The sequence below is a fragment of the Dactylosporangium thailandense genome (assembly GCF_059739745.1).
On sequence record NZ_AP029195.1, the window covers coordinates 9764097 to 9781970 of the forward strand.

The window sequence follows — 17874 nt, forward strand, 5'->3', positions numbered from 1 at the left end:
ATGCCGGAAAAGTACGCCCGAGTCCGCGCGCCCGAGCTCAAGGGGCGCGGCTGGCTCAACGTCGAGCAGCTGAGCCTCCAGGACCTGCGCGGCAAGATCGTGCTGCTCGACTTCTGGACCTTCTGCTGCATCAACTGCCTGCACGTGCTCGACGAGCTCCGCCCGCTCGAGGAGCGCTTCGGCGACGTCCTCGTCACGATCGGCGTGCACAGCCCCAAGTTCGAGCACGAGAAGGACCCGGACGCGCTGGCCGCCGCGGTCGAGCGCTACGGCGTGGACCATCCGGTGCTGGACGACCCCGAGCTGAACATGTGGCAGCAGTACGCCGCGAAGGCGTGGCCCACGCTGACGGTGATCGACCCCGAGGGCTACGTCGTGGCCAACATGGCCGGCGAGGGCCACGCGCAGGGGCTCACCAGGCTCATCGAGGACCTGATCGACGTCCACGAGGGCAAGGGGACGCTACGGCGAGGGAACGCGCCTCATGCCGTACAGAACAGTGATCTGACGCTTCTGCGGTTTCCCGGCAAGGCGCTCGCGCTGCCCGACGGGCATTTCCTCGTGGCCGACGCCACGCACCAGTCGCTCGCCGAGCTCGACGCCGACAACGAGACGCTCGTGCGGCGCATCGGCACCGGCAAGCGCGGCCGCAACGACGGCACCGAGCCGGAGTTCTCCGAGCCGGGCGGGCTGTGCCTGCTGCCGCCGCACGTGGCCGAGGTCGCAGGCTACGACGTCGTCGTCGCCGACACCGTCAACCACCTGCTGCGCGGGCTCAAGCTCAAGACCGGCGAGGTGAGCACGGTCGCCGGCAGCGGGCGGCAGTGGCGCGGGACGGTGGACTTCGACGCGCACGACTCGCTCGCGGTGGATCTCTCCTCGCCGTGGGACGTGGCCTGGTACGACGACCGCGTGGTCATCGCGATGGCCGGCATCCACCAGCTGTGGTGGTTCGACCCGGTGCGGCGAACGGCCGGCATGTACGCCGGGACGACCGTCGAGGCCCTCAAGGACGGCCCGCTGCACGAGGTCTGGATGGCCCAGCCGTCCGGCCTGTCGGCGTCGCCCGACGGCTCCCGGCTGTGGATCGCCGACAGCGAGTCCTCGGCCGTGCGCTGGATCGAGGACGGCGAGATGCACACCGCGGCCGGCCAGGGGCTGTTCGACTTCGGCCACGTCGACGGGCCCGCGGACGAGGCGCTGCTGCAGCACCCGCTCGGCGTGCTGGCGCTGGCCGACGGCAGCGTGCTCGTCGCCGACACCTACAACGGCGCCGTCCGCCGCATCGCCGGCGGGCGCGTCTCGACGGTGCTCGACGGGCTGTCGGAGCCGAGCGACCTGGTGCTGACCGCGGACGGGGACATCGTCGTGGTCGAGTCGGGCGCGCACCGGCTGGTGCGGCTGGGCGCGGGCACGCTCGCGGCGGCCGGCATCGACGTGGCCGGGGTGCGGCACCGCACCGAGCGCCCGCCGACCATGCTGGCGCCCGGCGAGGTCGAGCTCGACCTGATCTTCGAGCCCGCGCCGGGGCAGAAGCTGGACGAGTCGTTCGGCCCGTCGACCCGGCTCGAGGTCTCGGCCTCGCCGCCGGAGCTGCTCCTGGAGGGCGCGGGCGTGACCACGGACCTGCGCCGCCGCCTGGTCCTCTCGGCGGATGTCGCCTCGGGTGTACTGCAGGTCGTCGCCCAGGCCGCGACCTGCGACGTCGACGCCGAGTTCCCGGCCTGCCACCTCACCCGCCAGGACTGGGGCGTGCCGATCCGCGTGGTGCACGACGGCGCGGCCCGCCTGCCCCTGATCCTGCGCGGGATGGACGCCTAAGCCCGGTCCCGGACAAAGGTCGCCACCGGGACGCCCGCCTCGGCGAGCGCGTCCCGCACGGCCCGGGCCATGTCCACCGCGCCCGGGGTGTCGCCGTGCACGCACAGCGACTCGATCGGCATCGGGATCACCGAGCCGTCGACCGCCTCGACCACGCCGTCGACCGCCATGCGCACGGCCCGGGCGGTCACCGCGGCCACGTCGGTGACGAGCGCGCCGGGCTGGGAGCGCGGGACGAGCCGGCCGTCGGGAAGGTACCCGCGGTCGGCGAACCCCTCCGCGACCACCCGCAGCCCGCGCTCGGCCGCGAGCCCGGCGAGCACCGAGCCCGGCTGGCACAGCACCGGCAGCTCCCCGGCGGCCGCGGCCGCGGTCACGACCGCCGCGGCGTGGTCGGCGTCGACCGCCGCGGCGTTGTAGAGCGCGCCGTGCGGCTTGACGTACGCGACCGGCCCGAACGCGGCCAGGGCGCCGATCTGGTAGCGCAGCTCGTCGGCGAGCTCGTCCGTCGGCACGTCGATCCGGCGCCGGCCGAAGCCGGCCAGGTCGCGGTAGCTCACCTGCGCGCCGACCCGCACCCCGAGCGTCCCCGAGCGGTCGCTGACCCGCCGCATGGTCGCCGGGTCGCCCGCGTGGAAGCCGCAGGCGACGTTGGCGCTGGTCACGATCGTTAGGAGGGCGTCGTCGTCGCCGAGGCGCCAGATGCCGAAGCCCTCGCCGAGGTCACTGTTGAGGTCCACGAAAGCGAACGCTATCTCCCGGCCGGGCCTGGGCGAGCAGCGGCAGATCGGCGGCGCGGACGACCGCGACCACCGGGTATCCGCCGGTCGTCGGGTGGTCGGCGAGGAAGACCAGCGGCCGGCCGTCGGCCGGGACCTGCACCGCGCCGAGCACGATCCCCTCGCTGGGCAGCTCCCCGGCGTCCGCGCGGGTCAGGGCCGGACCGTCCAGCCGGGTGCCGACCCGGTTGCTCTCGCTGCGGATCCTGTACTCCCCGGTGCCGAGCCGCCCCGCGTCCGTGAACAGATCGGCTCGCGGCCCCCACGCGATCCGCAGCACGATCGGCCCGCCGAGCGCGGCACGGGGCGCCAGGTCCACGGGCGCCGGTTCGCACCCGGGCGCGCCGAGCGGGAGCCGGTCCCCGGCGCGCAGCACGGGCGGGCCGAGCAGCGACAGCGTGTCCGTCGAGCGGCTGCCCAGCACCGGGTCGGGGGCGAGGCCGCCGCCGACGGTGAGGTACGCCCGCAGCCCCGAGATCGCCCGTCCGACCTCGATGCGATCGCCCGCCCGCACCGGGACGGGCGCGTTGAGCGGGGCCGGGCGGCCGCCGACCCGCAGCGGCGTGACGGCCCCGGTGAGCGCGACGGTGCCGGCCCGGGTCGCGACCGCCGCGAACGGCCCGAGCGTGATCTCCAGCCCGGCCGCGCCCGGCGGGTTGCCCACGAGCCGGTTGCCGAGCTCGAGCGCCGGCCGGTCCAGCGCGCCCGAGCGCGCCACGCCGAGGTGCGCGAAGCCGGGCCGGCCGAGGTCCTGCACGGTGGTGAGCGGGCCGGCGACCTCGACCCGCAGCTCGGCGCTCATGCGACCCGGAATCGCACGGTGCGGCCCGGCGTCATGAGCGCGGGGGGCGTGCGGGCCACGTCGAAGAGCTCGGCCTCGGTCCGCCCGACGATCCGCCAGCCGCCCGGGGAGGCGGTCGGATAGACGCCGGAGAACTCGGCGGCGAGCGCGACCGAGCCGGCCGGGACCCGGGTGCGCGGGGTGGGGAGGCGGGGGATATTCCAGGGCAGGCCGCGCAGGTAGGCGAAGCCGGGCGCGAAGCCGCAGAACGCGACCGTAAGGTCGGTGCTCGTGAGCGTGTCGACCACGCCGGCGACGCTCAGCCCGGCGAGCTCGGCGACGAACGGCAGGTCCTCCCCGTCGAAGCGGACGTCGACGGTCAGGGGTGGCTCGGGCCGTACCGATGCCGGATCGAAGGCCCAGTCGGACAGCCGGGCGGCCAGTCCCGCCGGGTCGGCCACCCCGTCTAGCAGGATCGTGCGGGCGCCGGGCACGATGTCCACCACCGAAAGCCGGCCGGCGGCCCGCTCGGCGTCCAGCGCCGTGAACCAGTCGAGAGGGGTGTCGACCTCGATGAGGAGCGCGTCGGCGCCGACCCGGCGAAACTGCACGCCGCCACGATAGACGTCACATCGCCGCTACTTGCGAGTAGCCTACGGTACCGTAACCTTGGAGTCGTGACCGTGAAGACCGAAACCCGCCTGCGCCCGGTCGACCTCGGCAAGCCGCGGATGCGCGGCTGGCTGCACGCCTACGCCGCGGGCGTGGCCGTGATCTGCGGCATCGTCCTGTGCTCGCTCGCCGCCACCCGGCCCGGCTGGGCCCCGTTCGTGAGCTGCGTCATCTACAGCCTGACGGTCGTCGCGCTCTTCGGCACCAGCGCGCTGTACCACCGCCGGGTCTGGTCCGAGCGCGGCTACAAGATCATGCGCCGGCTCGACCACTCCATGATCTTCATCTTCATCGCCGGCACCTACACGCCGTTCAGCGTGCTGCTGCTCAGCGGCAACACCCGGATGGCGATCCTGGCCACGGTGTGGACGGGCGCCGTGCTGGGGGTCGCGATGAAGATGGGCACGGCGATGAGCAAGCGGCGGTGGCTCTCGGCGCCGCTGTACGTCGCGCTGGGCTGGGTCGCCGTCGCCGTGCTGCCGGACATCCTGCACGTGGGCGGCGTGACCGCGCTGGTCCTGACCCTGGCGGGCGGGGCCTTCTACACGGTCGGGGCGGTGTTCTACGCCCTGCGCCGCCCCAACCCGTGGCCGACCGTCTTCGGCCACCACGAGTTCTTCCACGCGTGCACGCTCGTGGCCGCGATCTGCCACCACATCGCGATCTACTTCGCCCTTTACGCGCGCTGAAAAAGGGGGCCGGTCCGAGACCGACCCCCTTGCATGTCCAACGCTCAGTAGCGCCGCGTGCGCCGCTCGATGACCTCGTCGGCCGAGGGCGGGATCACGGTGCCGGCCGCGGGCGGGGGCGGCGGCGGGGCCGCCGAGACCACCGTGCGGCGGCGCGAGTTCCAGAAGTACAGGGTCAGGACCAGGCCGATGAGCCCGGCGATCTGGAGGATCCAGCCGATCGTGTCGAGGTTGAACGGACCGACGTCCGTGTCCTTGAGCCCGAACGTCAGGATCGCACCGACAACAATCAGTAGGATGCTTCCGCCGATACCCATCGAAGGCCTCCCGAGGCGTCTGTTGGGTAACTGTCTGTCGCAGGGTTACCCACGCGGGACATTCTTCAATCGGGGAGGCTTGTGCCATGACCGTCCGCACGCTCATCCTTCTGCGGCACGCCAAGGCGGCCGACCCGGACGACTACGCCACCGACATCGAGCGGCCGCTCGCCCCGCGCGGGCACCGCGACGCCGCCGCGGCCGGGGCGTGGCTCGAGGAGCAGGACCTCCGGCCCGACGCCGTGCTGTGCTCGACCGCCGTGCGCACCCGGGAGACGCTCGCGGAGCTGGGCGTCGAGGTGCCGGCCGTCTTCGAGCACCGGATCTACACCGGCCCGGCCTCCGACACCCTGGAGCTGCTCCAGCAGGTCGGCGCGACGGTCGAGACCCTGCTGCTGGTGGGGCACAACCCGACGCTGTCCGACTTGTCGCACGAGCTGGCCCCGTACGCCCTCAAGGACCGCGGCCTGGCCACCTCCGGCATCGCGGTGCACCGCTTCGAGGGCGCCTGGTCGGGCTTGTCCACGGCGGAACTCACCGCGGAGCACACGGGGCGGGGTTAAGTGGGAGGGCTCCGTTGCCCTCCCACTTAAGCATCAGAACGAGTCTTCGCCGACCTGCATCGCGTCCAGCGTCGTCGACTCGATGACCCGCCGGTCGGCGCCAACGCGCGGCAGCACCTCGTGCGCGAAGAACTTCGCCGCGGCCACCTTGCCCTCGTAGAAGGCCTTGTCCGCGGGCGACACCGCGCCGGCGAGGGCCTTCAGCGCCACCTCGGCCTGTCGCTGCAGCAGCCAGCCGACCACGATGTCGCCGAGGTCGAGCAGGAACCGCCGGGTGTTGAGGCCGACCTTGTAGAGCGCCTGCGGGTCGCCGGCCTGGGCCTCGCCCAGCCAGCCGGTGAAGATGCCCAGGATCTGCTGCACCTCGGCGAGCGCCTTGCCCAGCGCCGCACGCTCGACCTTGAGCTGCCCGTTGCCGCCCTCGGACTCGAGGAACTGCTGGATCTCGCCGGCCACGGTGAGCAGCGCCTTGCCCTGGTCCTTCACGATCTTGCGGAACACCAGGTCGAGGCTCTGGATCGCGGTCGTGCCCTCGTAGAGCGTGTCGATCTTCGAGTCGCGCACGTACTGCTCGAGCGGGTAGTCCTGCAGGAACCCGGAGCCGCCGAAGGTCTGCAGCGCCTCGTGGCTCAGCATCTCGTAGGCGCGCTCCGAGCCGACGCCCTTGACCAGCGGCAGGAGCAGGTCGTTGACCCGCTTGGCGATCTTCGCGGCCTTCTCGTCGCCCGCGGCCTCGGCCAGGGCCACCTTATCCTGCCAGGTCGCCGTGTAGCAGACCAGGGCGCGCAGGCCCTCGGCGTAGGACTTCTGCATGAACAGCGAGCGGCGCACGTCCGGGTGGTTGATGATCGTGACCCGCGGCGCGGCCTTGTCCGTGGAGACCAGGTCGGCACCCTGCACGCGGCTCTTGGCGTATTCGAGCGCGTTGAGGTAGCCCGTCGACAACGTGGCGATCGCCTTGGTGCCGACCATCATCCGGGCGTACTCGATGATGAGGAACATCTGCCGGATGCCCTCGTGCACGTCACCGAGCAGCCAGCCCTGGGCCGGCACCCCGTGCCCGCCGAAGGTGACCTCGCACGTGGTGGACACCTTGAGGCCCATCTTGTGCTCGACGTTGGTCACGAAGACGCCGTTGCGGTCCTTGAGCTCGCCGGTGTCGGTGTCGAAGTGGAACTTCGGCACGACGAAGAGCGAGAGCCCCTTGGTGCCGGGCCCGCCCGCGCCGGGCGTGTCGACCGGCCGAGCCAGCACGTAGTGCACGATGTTCTCGGCCAGGTCGTGCTCGCCGCTGGTGATGAAGCGCTTGACGCCCTCGATGTGCCAGGACCCGTCGGCCTGCGGGATCGCCTTGGTGCGGCCCGCGCCGACGTCGGAGCCGGCGTCCGGCTCGGTCAGCACCATCGTGGAGCCCCACTGCTTGTCGACGAAGAGCTTGGCCCACTTCTTCTGCTCTTCGGTGCCCTCGATCCGCAGCGTGTTGGCGAACGAGGGGCCGGAGGCGTACATCCAGATCGGCGCGTTGGACCCGAGCACGAGCTCGGCCAGCGCCCACCACAGCGCGCGCGGCGCCGCGGTCCCGTCGAGCTCGGCGGGCAGGTCGAGGCGCCAGAACTCGGCGGCCATGAACGCGTCGTAGGACTGGCGGAACTTCTCGGGCATGCGCACCGAGAACGTCGCCGGGTCGTAGACGGGCGGGTTGCGGTCGCCGTCGACGTAGCTCGCCGCGAGGTCCTCGCGCGCCAGCCGGTCCACCTCGCCGAGGATGCTGCGGGCGGTGTCGACGTCGATGTCGCCGTACGGTCCCTGACCGAGGACCTTCTCGACACCGAAGACCTCGAACAGGTTGAACTCGAGGTCCCGCAGGTTGCTCTTGTAATGGGTCATCGCGGAGTGGCCCCCGTCTCTGGGTCGCAGCATCTCGTGCCAAGGAGCATGGCCGACGTGAGTTACCAGTCGGTAACAGCCATCTTATTACTCGCTAGTAACGAGGAACAAGGCACACCTGCGAGTGAACCGGACCACAGCAGAGCCTGCTGAGTACCGCCCGGGAGCAGTTGAGTAGCGGACACGCCGTCACCCCCGGGTGACGTGGTCGTTGATCGGTTACTCCCAGTCAGAAGGAGGGCCGCCGCCATGATCGTCCGGCTCATGGGCTCGCTCTTCGCCCCCAAGTACCCGCGCTTCTACACGGGCCGCCACCGCGCCCCGATGCGCCGACTCATTCCCCGCCAAAGAGCCATCGAAGCCGCTTAGGGTTTTTGCTCGGGCCGCGTCAGTATCTAACCGTCGCTCCCGCCAGGAATCCCGACGTCCGTGGTGTCAAGAGCCACTCAGCCGAGGTCATCCGATCGCCCAGCCTCGAGCCGCGACCAATGGGCGATCGGCCGCCCGTCGAGCCGGTGGAACGAGCCGTCGACGGGCCACGGCTGCGGCCACCCCACCGGCGACTCCTCCTGCTCCTCCTGGCGCCCCCAGACCGTGAGGTCCATCAGCGAGTAGCTGTTGTCCATGATCTCGACGCCGCGCCGGGTGGTCCAGTACGTCTCGAAGACCCGGTCCCCGTCGCGCACGTAGCAGACCAGGTGCATCATCCCGACCACGCGGCCGACCAGCAGCCGGTCGAGCGAGGGCAGCGCCGAGTACCACGGCATCGTCCAGCCCATGAAGTCGCGGTAGCGCCGGCTCGGCTCGTACGGCCCCTGCGCGAAGACCGCGTAGGTGATGTCCCGCGAGTGCAGGTACGCCAGCTCCGCCACGTGCGTGTTGCACCACGTGCAGCCTTCGCACTGCTCCGCGGCCGGCTTCCCGTCGTGCCACATGAAGTAGTAGGCGATCAGCTGGCGACGCCCCTCGAACACGTCCAGCAGCGTCACCGGCCCGTCCGGCCCGGTCACGGTCAGGCCCGCGTCGACCTCGACCATGGGCAGCCGCCGGCGGGCCGCGGCGATCGCGTCACCCTCGCGCGTGTGGGCCTTCTCCCGCTGCCGCAGCCGCGCCACCTCGGCCTCGAACTCGGCCCGGTCGACGGCGGGCGGCAGTCCCTGCGCAGCACTCACAGCTACGAGGATGCCACTCCGGCACCGCCGATTTCCCAGCTTGGCACCGCGGCCTGCGGCTTCACACCCTGGTACTCCACCAGCACGAGCGCGATGTCGTCGTCGAGCCGCCCCCGCACCCACTCCACGAGCGCGCTCTCGAGCGACTTCAGCCCGTCGGCGACTGTACCGTGCCCGAGCAGCCGCTGAGCCCGCTCGGCGGTCGGGAAGAACTGCCCGTCGCGGCGCGCCTCGGCCAGCCCGTCGGTGAAGAACAGCAGCCGGTCGCCCGGCTCCAGCCGCTCCACGCGCGGCTTGACCACCGGCATGAAGCCCAGCGGGGGCGCGTTGGCCGGCGGGTCGAGCGGGATCACGCGACCCCGGCGCAGCAGCAGCGGGGCCGGGTGGCCGCAGTTGACGATGGTCAGGGTGCCACCGCGCTCCTCGATCAGCGCGGCCGTCACGAAGTCCTCGTCGCCCAGCGAGCGGGCCACCGCGCGGTCGAGGTCGGCGACGATCGCGCGCAGGTCGGCGCGCTCGAAGGCGACATGGCGGTACGACCCCAGCACGATGCTCGCCAGGCGCACCGCGTCGAGGCCCTTGCCGCGGACGTCGCCGATGATCATGCGCACGCCGTACGGGGTGTCGAGGGCCTCGTACAGGTCGCCGCCGATGTCCGCGGCGGCGCTGGCCGAGATGTAGCGGGCCGCGACCGTCAGCGGGCCGACCTGGGGGCCCAGCGGCCGCAGCACGGCGCCCTGGGCGACCTGGGCGAGGTGGGAGAGCTCGGCGTACCGCGCGATCTGCCGCTGCCGGATCGCCCCCACGGCGGATCCGATCCCGCTGGCCACGAGCACGCCGCCGAGGTTCAGCATCAGCACGAGCAGGCGATCGCGGCTGTGCATCAGCTCGATCGAGCAGAAGACGAAGGCCAGCAGCGTGGCGGTGCTGCCGACGGCGAGCACCTCCGGCCACGACGCGAACGCCGCGGCGAGGAAGGGCGCGGCCGCGAGCAGGCCGACGTAGTCGGCCCGGAAGCCGTCCGCCACCTCCGCGGTGAAGACGAGCGCGAGCAGCACGAAGGCCGCGCCGACTCCGGCACGGGCTTCGGGAAGCAGCTGACGTTTCATAGGTCCGGCCAACAGCATGCCACCAACCGACCGCCAGACCGTTCCATCAAACGGCCGGGTCTGCCTTACTTCAGTACTTCATACTTCGCGTTGATTACTCCAGCGCTCACCGAAGCGACCTTCACGAAGGCGCCCTTGGCGAGATCGAGACAGCGTCCCGCTACGAAGGGTCCCCGATCGTTGATCCGTACGTCGACGGACTTGCCGTTGGCCAGGTTCGTGACCCGGACGATCGTGCCGAACTTCAGCGTCTTGTGAGCCGCGGTCAGCCCGTTGGGGTCGAAGTTCTCGCCGTTGGCGGTCTTCTGCCCATCAGCGTAATACGACACCTGGCAGGTGCCACTGTCCGCCACCTCGGTCGGCGCCTTGGTGGTCGGGCTCTTGCTCGGCGTCTTGGTCTTGCTCGGCGTCTTCGAGGGCGTCGGCGAGGCCGTGACCGGCACAGACTCCAGTCCCTGGCCGAGGCTCGGCTCGGCCGAGGGCGACGGGCGCTCGCCGCGGTCCGCACGCTCCTGCGGGCTGCGCGGGGCGTCGACCGCCGCGACCGGCTTGGGATCGCCCCCGCCGAGATTGATGGTCGCCACCGCGACTCCGACGAGCACGGCGACGGCACCGACCCCCGCGATTATCGGGATGAGGTGACGGCGACCCACAAAGGAATGTCGGCCGGACAACGTCTGCACCCTTCGTCGACAGCAAGGCCGTGACTGAACGTATCCGCCCCTCCCGCTCGCCCGTCAAACCGAAGAGTGCTTCATGTGGTGATTTGCCCGCATACTTCCGTCCGTTCGGCCGACCCGCCAAGGAGCCGATCGGCCGAACCCGAAAATGCCGAAACTGTACGGATAGCGAACTAGGAGCGAACGGCCGCCACGACCGCGTCGACCGCGGCGCCGAGCTCGATCTCCGTCTTCTCGCCCGACTTGCGGTCGCGGAGCTCGACCACGCCGTCGGCGAGCCGCTTGCCGACCACCACGATCGTCGGCACGCCGATGAGCTCGGAGTCGTTGAACTTCACGCCCGGCGAGACATCCTTGCGGTCGTCGAGCAGCACGGTCAGCCCGGCCGCCTCGAGGTCCGCGGCCAGCTGCGCGGCGCCGTCGCGGATCTCCTCGGTCTTGCCCGCGGCGACCACGTGCACGTCGGCCGGGGCCAGCTCGCGGGGCCAGCACAGGCCGCGCTCGTCGGCGGTCTGCTCGGCGACCACGGCGACCGCGCGGGTCACGCCGACGCCGTAGGAGCCCATCGTGACGACCTGCGCCTTGCCGTTCTGGTCGAGCACCGACAGGCCCAGGGCCTTCGCGTATTTGCGGCCGAGCTGGAAGATGTGCCCGATCTCGATGCCGCGCGCCTGCTCCAGCCGGCCGCCGTCGACCGGGCAGATGTCGCCGTCGACGATCCGGACCGCCTCGATGGTGCCGTCGGGGGTGAAGTCCCGGCCGGCGACGAGGTGCACGACGTGCTTGCCCGGCTCGTCGGCGCCGGTGATCCAGCTCGTGCCGTCGACGACCCGGGGGTCCACCAGGTACTTGATGCCGGAGGAGTTCTTCTCGCCCAGCACGCCGGGGCCGATGTACCCCTTCACGAGCGCCGGGTGCTGCGCGAACTCGGCCTCGGTCATGGGCGCCACCTCGGCCGGCGCGACGACCGCCGCGACCCGGCCCAGGTCTACCTCGCGGTCGCCGGGCACGCCGACGGCCAGCGGCTCGCGCTTGCCGTCGGGCATGGTCAGCATGAGCATGACGTTCTTGAGCGTGTCGCCGCCGGTCCAGGCGCGATCCTCGCGCTTGAGGTCCGCGCGGGCGTTGAACAGGTCGACCAGCGTCTCGATCGTCGGCGTGTCGGGCGTGTCGGCGACCCGGGCCGCGGGCTGGCCCTCGATCGGCAGCGCGGCGGGGGGCGGGGTCACGACCGCCTCGACGTTGGCCGCGTAGTCGCCGTTGGCGCAGCGCACGAACGTGTCCTCGCCGATGTCGCAGAGGGCCAGGAACTCCTCGGAGGCGCTGCCGCCCATCGCGCCGCTCGTCGCCGAGCAGATCACGTAGTCGAGGCCGAGCCGGTCGAAGATCTTGACGTAGGCCTCGCGGTGGCGGCCGTACGCCGCGCGCAGGCCGTCGTCGTCGACGTCGAAGGAGTACGAATCCTTCATGACGAACTCGCGGCCGCGCAGGATGCCGGCCCGGGGGCGCGCCTCGTCGCGGTACTTCGACTGGATCTGGTACAGCGTCAGCGGCAGGTCCTTGTACGAGGAGTAGAACTCCTTCACGGCGAGCGTGAACATCTCCTCGTGCGTGGGGCCGAGCAGGTAGTCGCCCTGGCGGCGGTCCTTGAGGCGGAAGATGTTGGGGCCGTACTCCGTCCAGCGCCCGGTCGCCTCGTAGGGCTCGCGCGGCAGGAGGGCCGGGAACGTGAGCTCCTGGCCGCTGATCGCGTCCATCTCCTCGCGGATCACCCGCTCGACGTTGCGCAGCACCCGCAGGCCCATCGGCAGCATGGTGAAGATGCCCGGCGCGACGCGGCGCACGTAGCCCGCGCGGACCAGCAGCTTGTGGCTGGTGACCTCGGCGTCGGCAGGATCCTCGCGCAGTGTCCGCAGGAACAGCGAGGACATCTTCAGGACCATCAGTGTCCACCTTCTTGTGGCCGTATCCGTCACGTTGGACGATACCGAACCGGCCGTTTTGCGGTCTTCCGGGTTTCGCCGTCCCGGGTGCTTCCCAGGGCGCTACCAGCTTTCACCCGACCTCGGGCGGCCGCGGGCCGATCTCGGGGCCATGCGTCGACTCCTCATGAGCGCCCTGGCCGCGACGGCCGCCGTCCTCGCCGTGGCCGCCCCCGCCCGGGCCGCCACCCCGAGCCGCTGGAAGCCCGCCGTCGGCCTGACCTGGCAGATGCAGTTCAGCGGGAAGCTTGACACGAGCGTCAAGGCGCAGGTGTACGACATCGACGGCGCCGACTCCACGAAGGCCCAGGTCGCCGCGCTGCACAAGGCGGGCCGGAAGGTCGTCTGCTACGTGGACGCCGGCTCCTACGAGAACTGGCGCGCGGACGCCGGGAAGTACCCGGCCTCGGTACGCGGCAAGGCGCTGGACGGCTGGCCCGGCGAGCAGTGGCTCGACGTGCGCAACTGGACCGTGCTCCGGCCGATCCTGGCCGCGCGCTTCGCCGACTGCAAGGCCAAGGGCTTCGACGCGGTCGACCCGGACAACATGGACGGCTACAGCAACGACTCCGGTTTCCCGCTCACCGCCGCCGACCAGCTCACGTTCAACCGCCGGGTGGCCGACCTCGCGCACGGTCTGGGCCTGGCGGTCGGGCTCAAGAACGACCTCGACCAGGTCAAGGCGCTGCAGCCGGCGTTCGACTTCGCGGTCAACGAGTCCTGCCGCGAATACGGCGAGTGCGGTCAGATCAAGCCGTTCATCGCCGCCGGTAAGCCGGTGTTCCACGTGGAGTACAGCGCGGCCCAGTGCCCGGCCCCGGCTTCGTTGCGGTTCAGCAACATCCGCAAGAACCTGAACCTGGATGCCTTCCGCGCCACCTGCTAGGACCGGCGCGGCGTGTCGGCGGTAATCACCCTCGCCTACACTCCACCGGGTGAGAATTCGGGGGCGGGTGACGGGGAAGACCGTCGACGCGCTGGTCATGGTCGGTTTTGTCCTCGGTGCCGTCTACGTGCTGGGACGCCTCTGGGTGGACCCGAACGGGCGCTATCTGACGCTGAACTTTCAGGACAGCTTCACGTTCGAGTGGTTCCTGACCCACGCGACCGAGCTGTTCACGAAGGGTGAGTCACCCTTCTTCTCCGACGACATCAACGCGCCCCTGGGCGTCAACCTGATGGCGAACACGTCGGTCCTGACGCTCGCGCTGCCGCTGACCCCGGTGACGCTGTGGCTCGGCGCCGGGGTGACCTTCGCGTTCATCTCCACGCTGGCCCTGGCCGCGACCGCGATCGCCTGGTACTGGGTGCTGACCCGCGAGTTCGGCCGCTCCCGCCTCGCCGCCGCGGTCGGCGCCGCGTTCCTGGGCTTCGCGCCTGCCATGATGTCGCAGATCGCCGGGCACCCGAACATCGCCGGGCAGTACTTCATCCCGCTGATCATCGCCGCGGTCTTCCGGATGCGCCACCCCGGCAACGTGTGGCGGCAGGGCCTCTGGCTCGCCCTGCTCGTGGTGCTGCAGGCCGGCATCAACGAGGAGATGCTGTTCTTCACGGCGATGGCCCTGTTCGTGTTCATCCTGGCCTACGTGCCGTGGAAGCAGCTGCCCGGCTTCGCGAAGGTCCTGCTGCCCAAGTGCGGCGTGACGCTGCTCGTCGCCGGAGCCGTGCTCGCCTACCCGCTGTACTTCCAGTTCACCGGCCCCCAGCACTACAGCGGCCTGGACGCGGGCGTGCGCGCGATCAACCTCGACGCGTACTCCTACGTCACCTTCGGCCGCTACTCGATCGCCGGCGACGTCGCCGAGGCGGCCCGGCTGAACAAGAACAACGCCAGCGAGGAGAACGGCTTCTTCGGCTGGCCGCTCGCCATCGTGCTGGTCGCCGGCGCGGTCGCCCTGTGGCGCAACCGGCTGTCCCGGGCCCTGTTCCTCACCGCCGCCCTCTTCGCCGTCTTCTCCCTCGGCGACGTGATCCGCTTCAACGGCGTCGAGCACACCCACGTGCACGGCCCGTGGAAGTGGATCAGCAAGCTGCCGCTGTTCGACTCGGTGGTGCCGACGCGGCTGGGGCTCATCGTGACCGTGTGCGTGGGTGTCGGCCTGGCCCTGCTGGTCGACAAGCTCGTGGTCGAGCGCCTGCGTCCCGCCAATGTTTCTGCTGCCGTTCCCGCAGCGGTTCCGGCCCTTGAGCTCGAGCCCGCACTGGTTGGCTCCGGTTCGTCTGGGGAAGTTTCCGAGGAGCCGCCGCCTCCGCCGGTCCGCAGCGAGGAGCCGGCCCCGCGCCGGAGCCCGAAGCTCGCCCTGATCTGGGGCATCGCGCTGCTCGCCGCGCTCGTCCCGCTGTTCCCGACCCCCCAGCCCGCCACCGGCCGCCCGCCGCTGCCGGCGCTGTTCACCAACGGCAACTGGCGCACCAAGCTGCCCCCGAACCCGGTCGTGGCCCCGCTGCCGGGCGGCTGGGACGACAACATCAAGATGATGCGCTGGTCGACCGAGACCAACTTCGAGGTCAAGCTGACGGCCGGATACTTCCTCGGCCCCAACGACACCGAGCCGGACGACAAGTTCGCGCACTTCGGCCCCGGGTACCGCGACACGGTCATCTACCTGAGCTGGGTCGCACGCCAGCGCACCTCGCCGGACGTGACCGAGGCGCAGAAGGCCGCGATCCGGGCCGACATCAAGCACTGGAAGGCCACCAACCTGGTGATGCCGGTGGGCTACTGGAACGAGAAGGTCCTGCGCGAGACGATCGACAAGCTCGTCGCCCCGGACGCGGCCCCGTCCCAGGTCGTCGATGGGGTCTACCTCTGGGACGTGCGCTCGATCAGCGGCGCCTGAGCACCAGCTCCGCGGCTCGGCGGGGGTGCATCTCCGGAATCCAGTGGCGCACGCCACGCAGGATTTCGAAGGTGTACTCCCCGTCGACCCACCGTTCACACCGGCGCGCGAGCCGCTCGGTGACGAACTCGTCCCCGTCCCCCCACGCGAAGACGGTCGGCACCTCGACCCGCGGGAAGGCGGCTTGTAGCGGCATCGCCCGGTACCAGTTCAATGCCCGCCGGTTCTTCGCCCGCGCATAGCGGCGTGCGTGTTCGACCCCGAGCCCGCTGCGGACGAGCCGGCGCTCGAGTCGCGCGGGCGTCAGCACCAGTTCGGGCAGCCACGGAAGCTGAAAGAACCCGACGTAGGCCGACCGCCACAGCTGCCGTGCCCCGGCCCCGGCCCACGCCCCGCGATGCGGCACCGAGAAGGCGGTGAGGGTCCGCACGAGCTCGGGATGCCGCCCGGCCACATGAAACGCCAGCGCAGCGCCCCAGTCGTGCCCGGCGAGATCAAACCGTTCGACGCCGGCCGTTCTCGCCAGCGCCAGGACGTCGGTCGCCAGGACATCGAGGGTGTACTTTCCGCGCTCCTTCGGACTCGCCTGCTCGCCATATCCCCGCAGCTCGGGCACGAGCACGCGCCGGCCGGCCCGGGTCAGCAGTTCCGCGACCTCGGCCCAGGCCCGCCGATCCTGCGGAAACCCGTGCAGCAGCACGACCGCGGGCGCGTTCTCGTCGCCCAGGTCGTCGACCTCGAACGCAAGCCCGTCGTTGCGAAACCGCTCCATCGCATCATCTTGCGCCGCTTTTCGGCCGTTTCAAGCCGGATGTCGACAACGCGCAGCGGGGCGGCACAGGATCGGCGGCGAGATTTACGCTCGTCATGATCCGCGGGGGAATCCGCCACCCGCGGTAACGGGAGGGCGTGGTCCTGTGTCACGACGTCCGCGCCGCGGTGCGCTGTTGTCCGCCGTGGTGCTGTCCGTGGCTGCCGGTCTGTTCGGCACCGCCACACCGGCTCAAGCCGGCCAAACCAACCTCGATGCGATCCGGATCTCGTGGGCCTACACGGACTCGGCGCATCCCGACACCACGTACCTCAACCCCGCCGGCGACGCGCCGCTCGGCGCCTGGCGAGACGGCAGCAACCGGCAGCACGTGTCGCGCGTCTACGCGACCTTCGACGTCGCCGCGGTGCTGAGCAAGCACATCCTGTCGGCGAAGCTCGCCGTGCCGGAGACCCAGGCCACGGACTGCGCGAACCGCCAGATCGAGGTCTGGGCGACCGCCGAGAGCGCGCGGCCGACGTGGCGCAACCCGCCGCGCGAGCTGCTCAAGCTGGGCACCCTCGGCCCGGTCGAACAGTGTCCGACCACCTATCCGCTGCTCGACCTCATCGGCCTCGTCAACCAGGCGACCGCGGCGGGCGTCCACCTGCCGTCGCACGTCACGATCGAGGTGCGGCTGCCCGGGGCGCTCGAGCACCGCGTGCCCCTCGGCCGACGCGTCGCCGCGCCGGCGCTGTACCTCGGCTACAACACGCCGCCCGCCGCGCCGGCCCCGATGTTCAACGCCCTCCGGCCGTGCGCGACCGGCGCCCCGTACCCGTACCTGAGCGGCCTGACGCCGGAGCTCGCGGCCCAGGCGCACGACGCCGACCAGGACGATGTGCAGCTCACCGGCGAGTTCGCCATCTGGCCGGTAGACCACCCCGACCAGCGCACGACGGTCACGCAGCAGTACATGCCGAACGGCCACGTCGGAGGCGTCACCCCGCCGACCGGCGCACTCGCCGACAACACGACCTACGCGTGGCAGGTGCGGACCAACGACGGCACCGACAACTCGCCGTGGTCGCAGACGTGCTACTTCACCACCGACGCCGCAGCGCCGGACAACGCGCCCGAGGTAACGTCGCCCAACTACCCGAGCCACACCAGCCGCTACCCGGGCGGCGACCCGATCGTCTACAACCTGTCCCCGAACGGTGCCGACGATGTCTACGGTTACCAGTACAGCTGGAACGGCGTGTTCTCCGGCTTCGGCGCCAACATCGGCCCGAACGGCGTGCCCGAGTGGATCGACCCGTTCTCGATCCCGGGCGTCGTGCACGCCGACCAGACCGGCGGCGCGACCCTAACCCTGTCGCCACCGACCAGCGGATTCGTGACGCTGAGCGTGCGCAGCTTCGACCGGGCATTCAACCTCTCGCCGATCACGTCGTACCGAGTGATCATCGCGAGCACCGCCCCGACGGTGACCGCCGCGGCCGCTCCGGTCGTCGGCGTACCGTTCCGGGTCGACTTCACGCCCGGCCCGAACACGGGCACCGTCACGGACTACGTGTACACGGTGAACGGCGGGGCCGAGCAGACGATCGCCGCGGCCCCTGACGGCACCGCGTTCATCGAGGTCACGGCCGACCGGCCGGGCGCGTTCCAGGTCGACGTCTCCAGCCGCAGCGCGAACGGCTGGGTGTCGCCCGCGGCCCACGGGCTCTGGTCCCCGACCGCCTCCTAGGCCTCGAGATGCGCTGACCGCGTGACCAACGGTGAGGGCCCGCGCTGCTTGAGCGCGGGCCCTCACTCGCATCGC

15 protein-coding genes and 2 pseudogenes are annotated in these 17874 nt (G+C 71.1%); 6 read left to right on the forward strand and 11 right to left on the reverse strand.

The window, feature by feature from the left end:
- A complete protein-coding gene (locus tag AC6JBM_RS43385) occupies positions 1–1821 on the forward strand; it encodes an NHL domain-containing thioredoxin family protein (RefSeq protein ID WP_497979564.1) in 1821 nt (606 codons plus the stop codon).
- Here the strand turns inward: AC6JBM_RS43385 and AC6JBM_RS43390 are convergent.
- The 3 genes from AC6JBM_RS43390 to AC6JBM_RS43400 are packed head-to-tail and all read right to left on the reverse strand — an operon-like array spanning position 1818 to position 3992.
- On the reverse strand, positions 1818–2561 hold the full coding sequence (locus AC6JBM_RS43390; protein ID WP_497979565.1) for a LamB/YcsF family protein: 744 nt from the start codon (positions 2559–2561) through the stop codon (positions 1818–1820). The genes AC6JBM_RS43385 and AC6JBM_RS43390 overlap by 4 nt on opposite strands.
- The gene (locus AC6JBM_RS43395) at positions 2545–3402 is read right to left on the reverse strand and encodes a 5-oxoprolinase subunit C family protein (RefSeq protein WP_497979566.1); all 858 of its coding nucleotides are present in this window, start codon (positions 3400–3402) and stop codon (positions 2545–2547) included. The genes AC6JBM_RS43390 and AC6JBM_RS43395 overlap by 17 nt, the downstream gene beginning before the upstream one ends.
- Positions 3399–3992: a 5-oxoprolinase subunit B family protein gene (locus AC6JBM_RS43400; RefSeq protein WP_497979567.1), complete on the reverse strand. Its 594-nt coding sequence runs from the start codon at positions 3990–3992 to the stop codon at positions 3399–3401. Before AC6JBM_RS43400 ends, AC6JBM_RS43395 begins: the two co-directional genes overlap by 4 nt.
- 120 nt (positions 3993–4112) lie before the next feature.
- Between AC6JBM_RS43400 and trhA the strand changes: the two genes are divergently transcribed.
- Positions 4113–4742 (forward strand): PAQR family membrane homeostasis protein TrhA, encoded by a 630-nt coding sequence (gene trhA / locus AC6JBM_RS43405; protein ID WP_497986669.1) that lies wholly within the window; start codon positions 4113–4115, stop codon positions 4740–4742.
- 44 nt (positions 4743–4786) lie between these two features.
- Here trhA and AC6JBM_RS43410 read toward each other — a convergent pair whose 3' ends face one another.
- The gene (locus AC6JBM_RS43410) at positions 4787–5059 is read right to left on the reverse strand and encodes a DUF6458 family protein (RefSeq protein WP_350610304.1); all 273 of its coding nucleotides are present in this window, start codon (positions 5057–5059) and stop codon (positions 4787–4789) included.
- An 86-nt stretch (positions 5060–5145) separates the two neighbouring features.
- Here AC6JBM_RS43410 and AC6JBM_RS43415 point away from each other — a divergent pair, with 86 nt between their 5' ends.
- On the forward strand, positions 5146–5622 hold the full coding sequence (locus AC6JBM_RS43415; protein ID WP_497979568.1) for a SixA phosphatase family protein: 477 nt from the start codon (positions 5146–5148) through the stop codon (positions 5620–5622).
- A 33-nt stretch (positions 5623–5655) separates the two neighbouring features.
- On the opposite strand, the gene AC6JBM_RS43420 is transcribed toward AC6JBM_RS43415, so the two are convergent.
- From AC6JBM_RS43420 to AC6JBM_RS43445, 6 genes and pseudogenes are all read right to left on the reverse strand, one after another.
- Entirely contained in the window at positions 5656–7509 is a 1854-nt protein-coding gene (locus AC6JBM_RS43420; RefSeq protein WP_497979569.1) for an acyl-CoA dehydrogenase, read from the reverse strand.
- A gap of 446 nt (positions 7510–7955) precedes the next feature.
- A complete protein-coding gene (locus AC6JBM_RS43425; RefSeq protein WP_350610307.1) occupies positions 7956–8681 on the reverse strand; it encodes a DUF899 family protein in 726 nt (241 codons plus the stop codon).
- Between the two features lie 2 nt (positions 8682–8683).
- Positions 8684–9481: pseudogene (locus tag AC6JBM_RS43430) on the reverse strand (PP2C family protein-serine/threonine phosphatase); the annotation flags it as partial.
- Between the two features lie 119 nt (positions 9482–9600).
- Positions 9601–9808: pseudogene (locus AC6JBM_RS43435) on the reverse strand (serine/threonine-protein phosphatase); the annotation flags it as partial.
- A gap of 47 nt (positions 9809–9855) precedes the next feature.
- Positions 9856–10374 (reverse strand): septal ring lytic transglycosylase RlpA family protein, encoded by a 519-nt coding sequence (locus AC6JBM_RS43440; protein WP_497979570.1) that lies wholly within the window; start codon positions 10372–10374, stop codon positions 9856–9858.
- A gap of 269 nt (positions 10375–10643) precedes the next feature.
- The gene (locus tag AC6JBM_RS43445; RefSeq protein WP_497979571.1) at positions 10644–12413 is read right to left on the reverse strand and encodes a proline--tRNA ligase; all 1770 of its coding nucleotides are present in this window, start codon (positions 12411–12413) and stop codon (positions 10644–10646) included.
- Positions 12414–12564: 151 nt separating this feature from the next.
- Between AC6JBM_RS43445 and AC6JBM_RS43450 the strand changes: the two genes are divergently transcribed.
- Complete coding sequence (locus tag AC6JBM_RS43450; protein WP_497979572.1) at positions 12565–13338, forward strand: endo alpha-1,4 polygalactosaminidase; 774 nt, start codon at positions 12565–12567, stop codon at positions 13336–13338.
- Between the two features lie 49 nt (positions 13339–13387).
- Entirely contained in the window at positions 13388–15295 is a 1908-nt protein-coding gene (locus tag AC6JBM_RS43455) for a DUF6311 domain-containing protein (RefSeq protein WP_497979573.1), read from the forward strand.
- Here AC6JBM_RS43455 and AC6JBM_RS43460 read toward each other — a convergent pair.
- A complete protein-coding gene (locus AC6JBM_RS43460; protein ID WP_497979574.1) occupies positions 15282–16067 on the reverse strand; it encodes an alpha/beta fold hydrolase in 786 nt (261 codons plus the stop codon). The genes AC6JBM_RS43455 and AC6JBM_RS43460 overlap by 14 nt on opposite strands.
- Before the next feature lie 196 nt (positions 16068–16263).
- Here AC6JBM_RS43460 and AC6JBM_RS43465 point away from each other — a divergent pair, with 196 nt between their 5' ends.
- Positions 16264–17799, forward strand: a complete 1536-nt coding sequence (locus AC6JBM_RS43465; protein WP_497979575.1) for a hypothetical protein — start codon at positions 16264–16266, stop codon at positions 17797–17799.
- Positions 17800–17874 lie beyond the last annotated feature (75 nt).

Excerpts from the sequence above, each read along its gene's own strand:
- AC6JBM_RS43385 (WP_497979564.1), top strand. The coding sequence starts at position 1 with ATGCCGGAAAAGTACGCCCGAGTCCGCGCGCCCGAGCTCAAGGGGCGC.
- AC6JBM_RS43395 (WP_497979566.1), bottom strand. The coding sequence starts at position 3,402 with ATGAGCGCCGAGCTGCGGGTCGAGGTCGCCGGCCCGCTCACCACCGTG.
- trhA (WP_497986669.1), top strand. The coding sequence starts at position 4,113 with ATGCGCGGCTGGCTGCACGCCTACGCCGCGGGCGTGGCCGTGATCTGC.
- AC6JBM_RS43410 (WP_350610304.1), bottom strand. The coding sequence starts at position 5,059 with ATGGGTATCGGCGGAAGCATCCTACTGATTGTTGTCGGTGCGATCCTG.
- AC6JBM_RS43415 (WP_497979568.1), top strand. The coding sequence starts at position 5,146 with ATGACCGTCCGCACGCTCATCCTTCTGCGGCACGCCAAGGCGGCCGAC.
- AC6JBM_RS43420 (WP_497979569.1), bottom strand. The coding sequence starts at position 7,509 with ATGACCCATTACAAGAGCAACCTGCGGGACCTCGAGTTCAACCTGTTC.
- AC6JBM_RS43445 (WP_497979571.1), bottom strand. The coding sequence starts at position 12,413 with ATGGTCCTGAAGATGTCCTCGCTGTTCCTGCGGACACTGCGCGAGGAT.
- AC6JBM_RS43450 (WP_497979572.1), top strand. The coding sequence starts at position 12,565 with ATGCGTCGACTCCTCATGAGCGCCCTGGCCGCGACGGCCGCCGTCCTC.
- AC6JBM_RS43460 (WP_497979574.1), bottom strand. The coding sequence starts at position 16,067 with ATGGAGCGGTTTCGCAACGACGGGCTTGCGTTCGAGGTCGACGACCTG.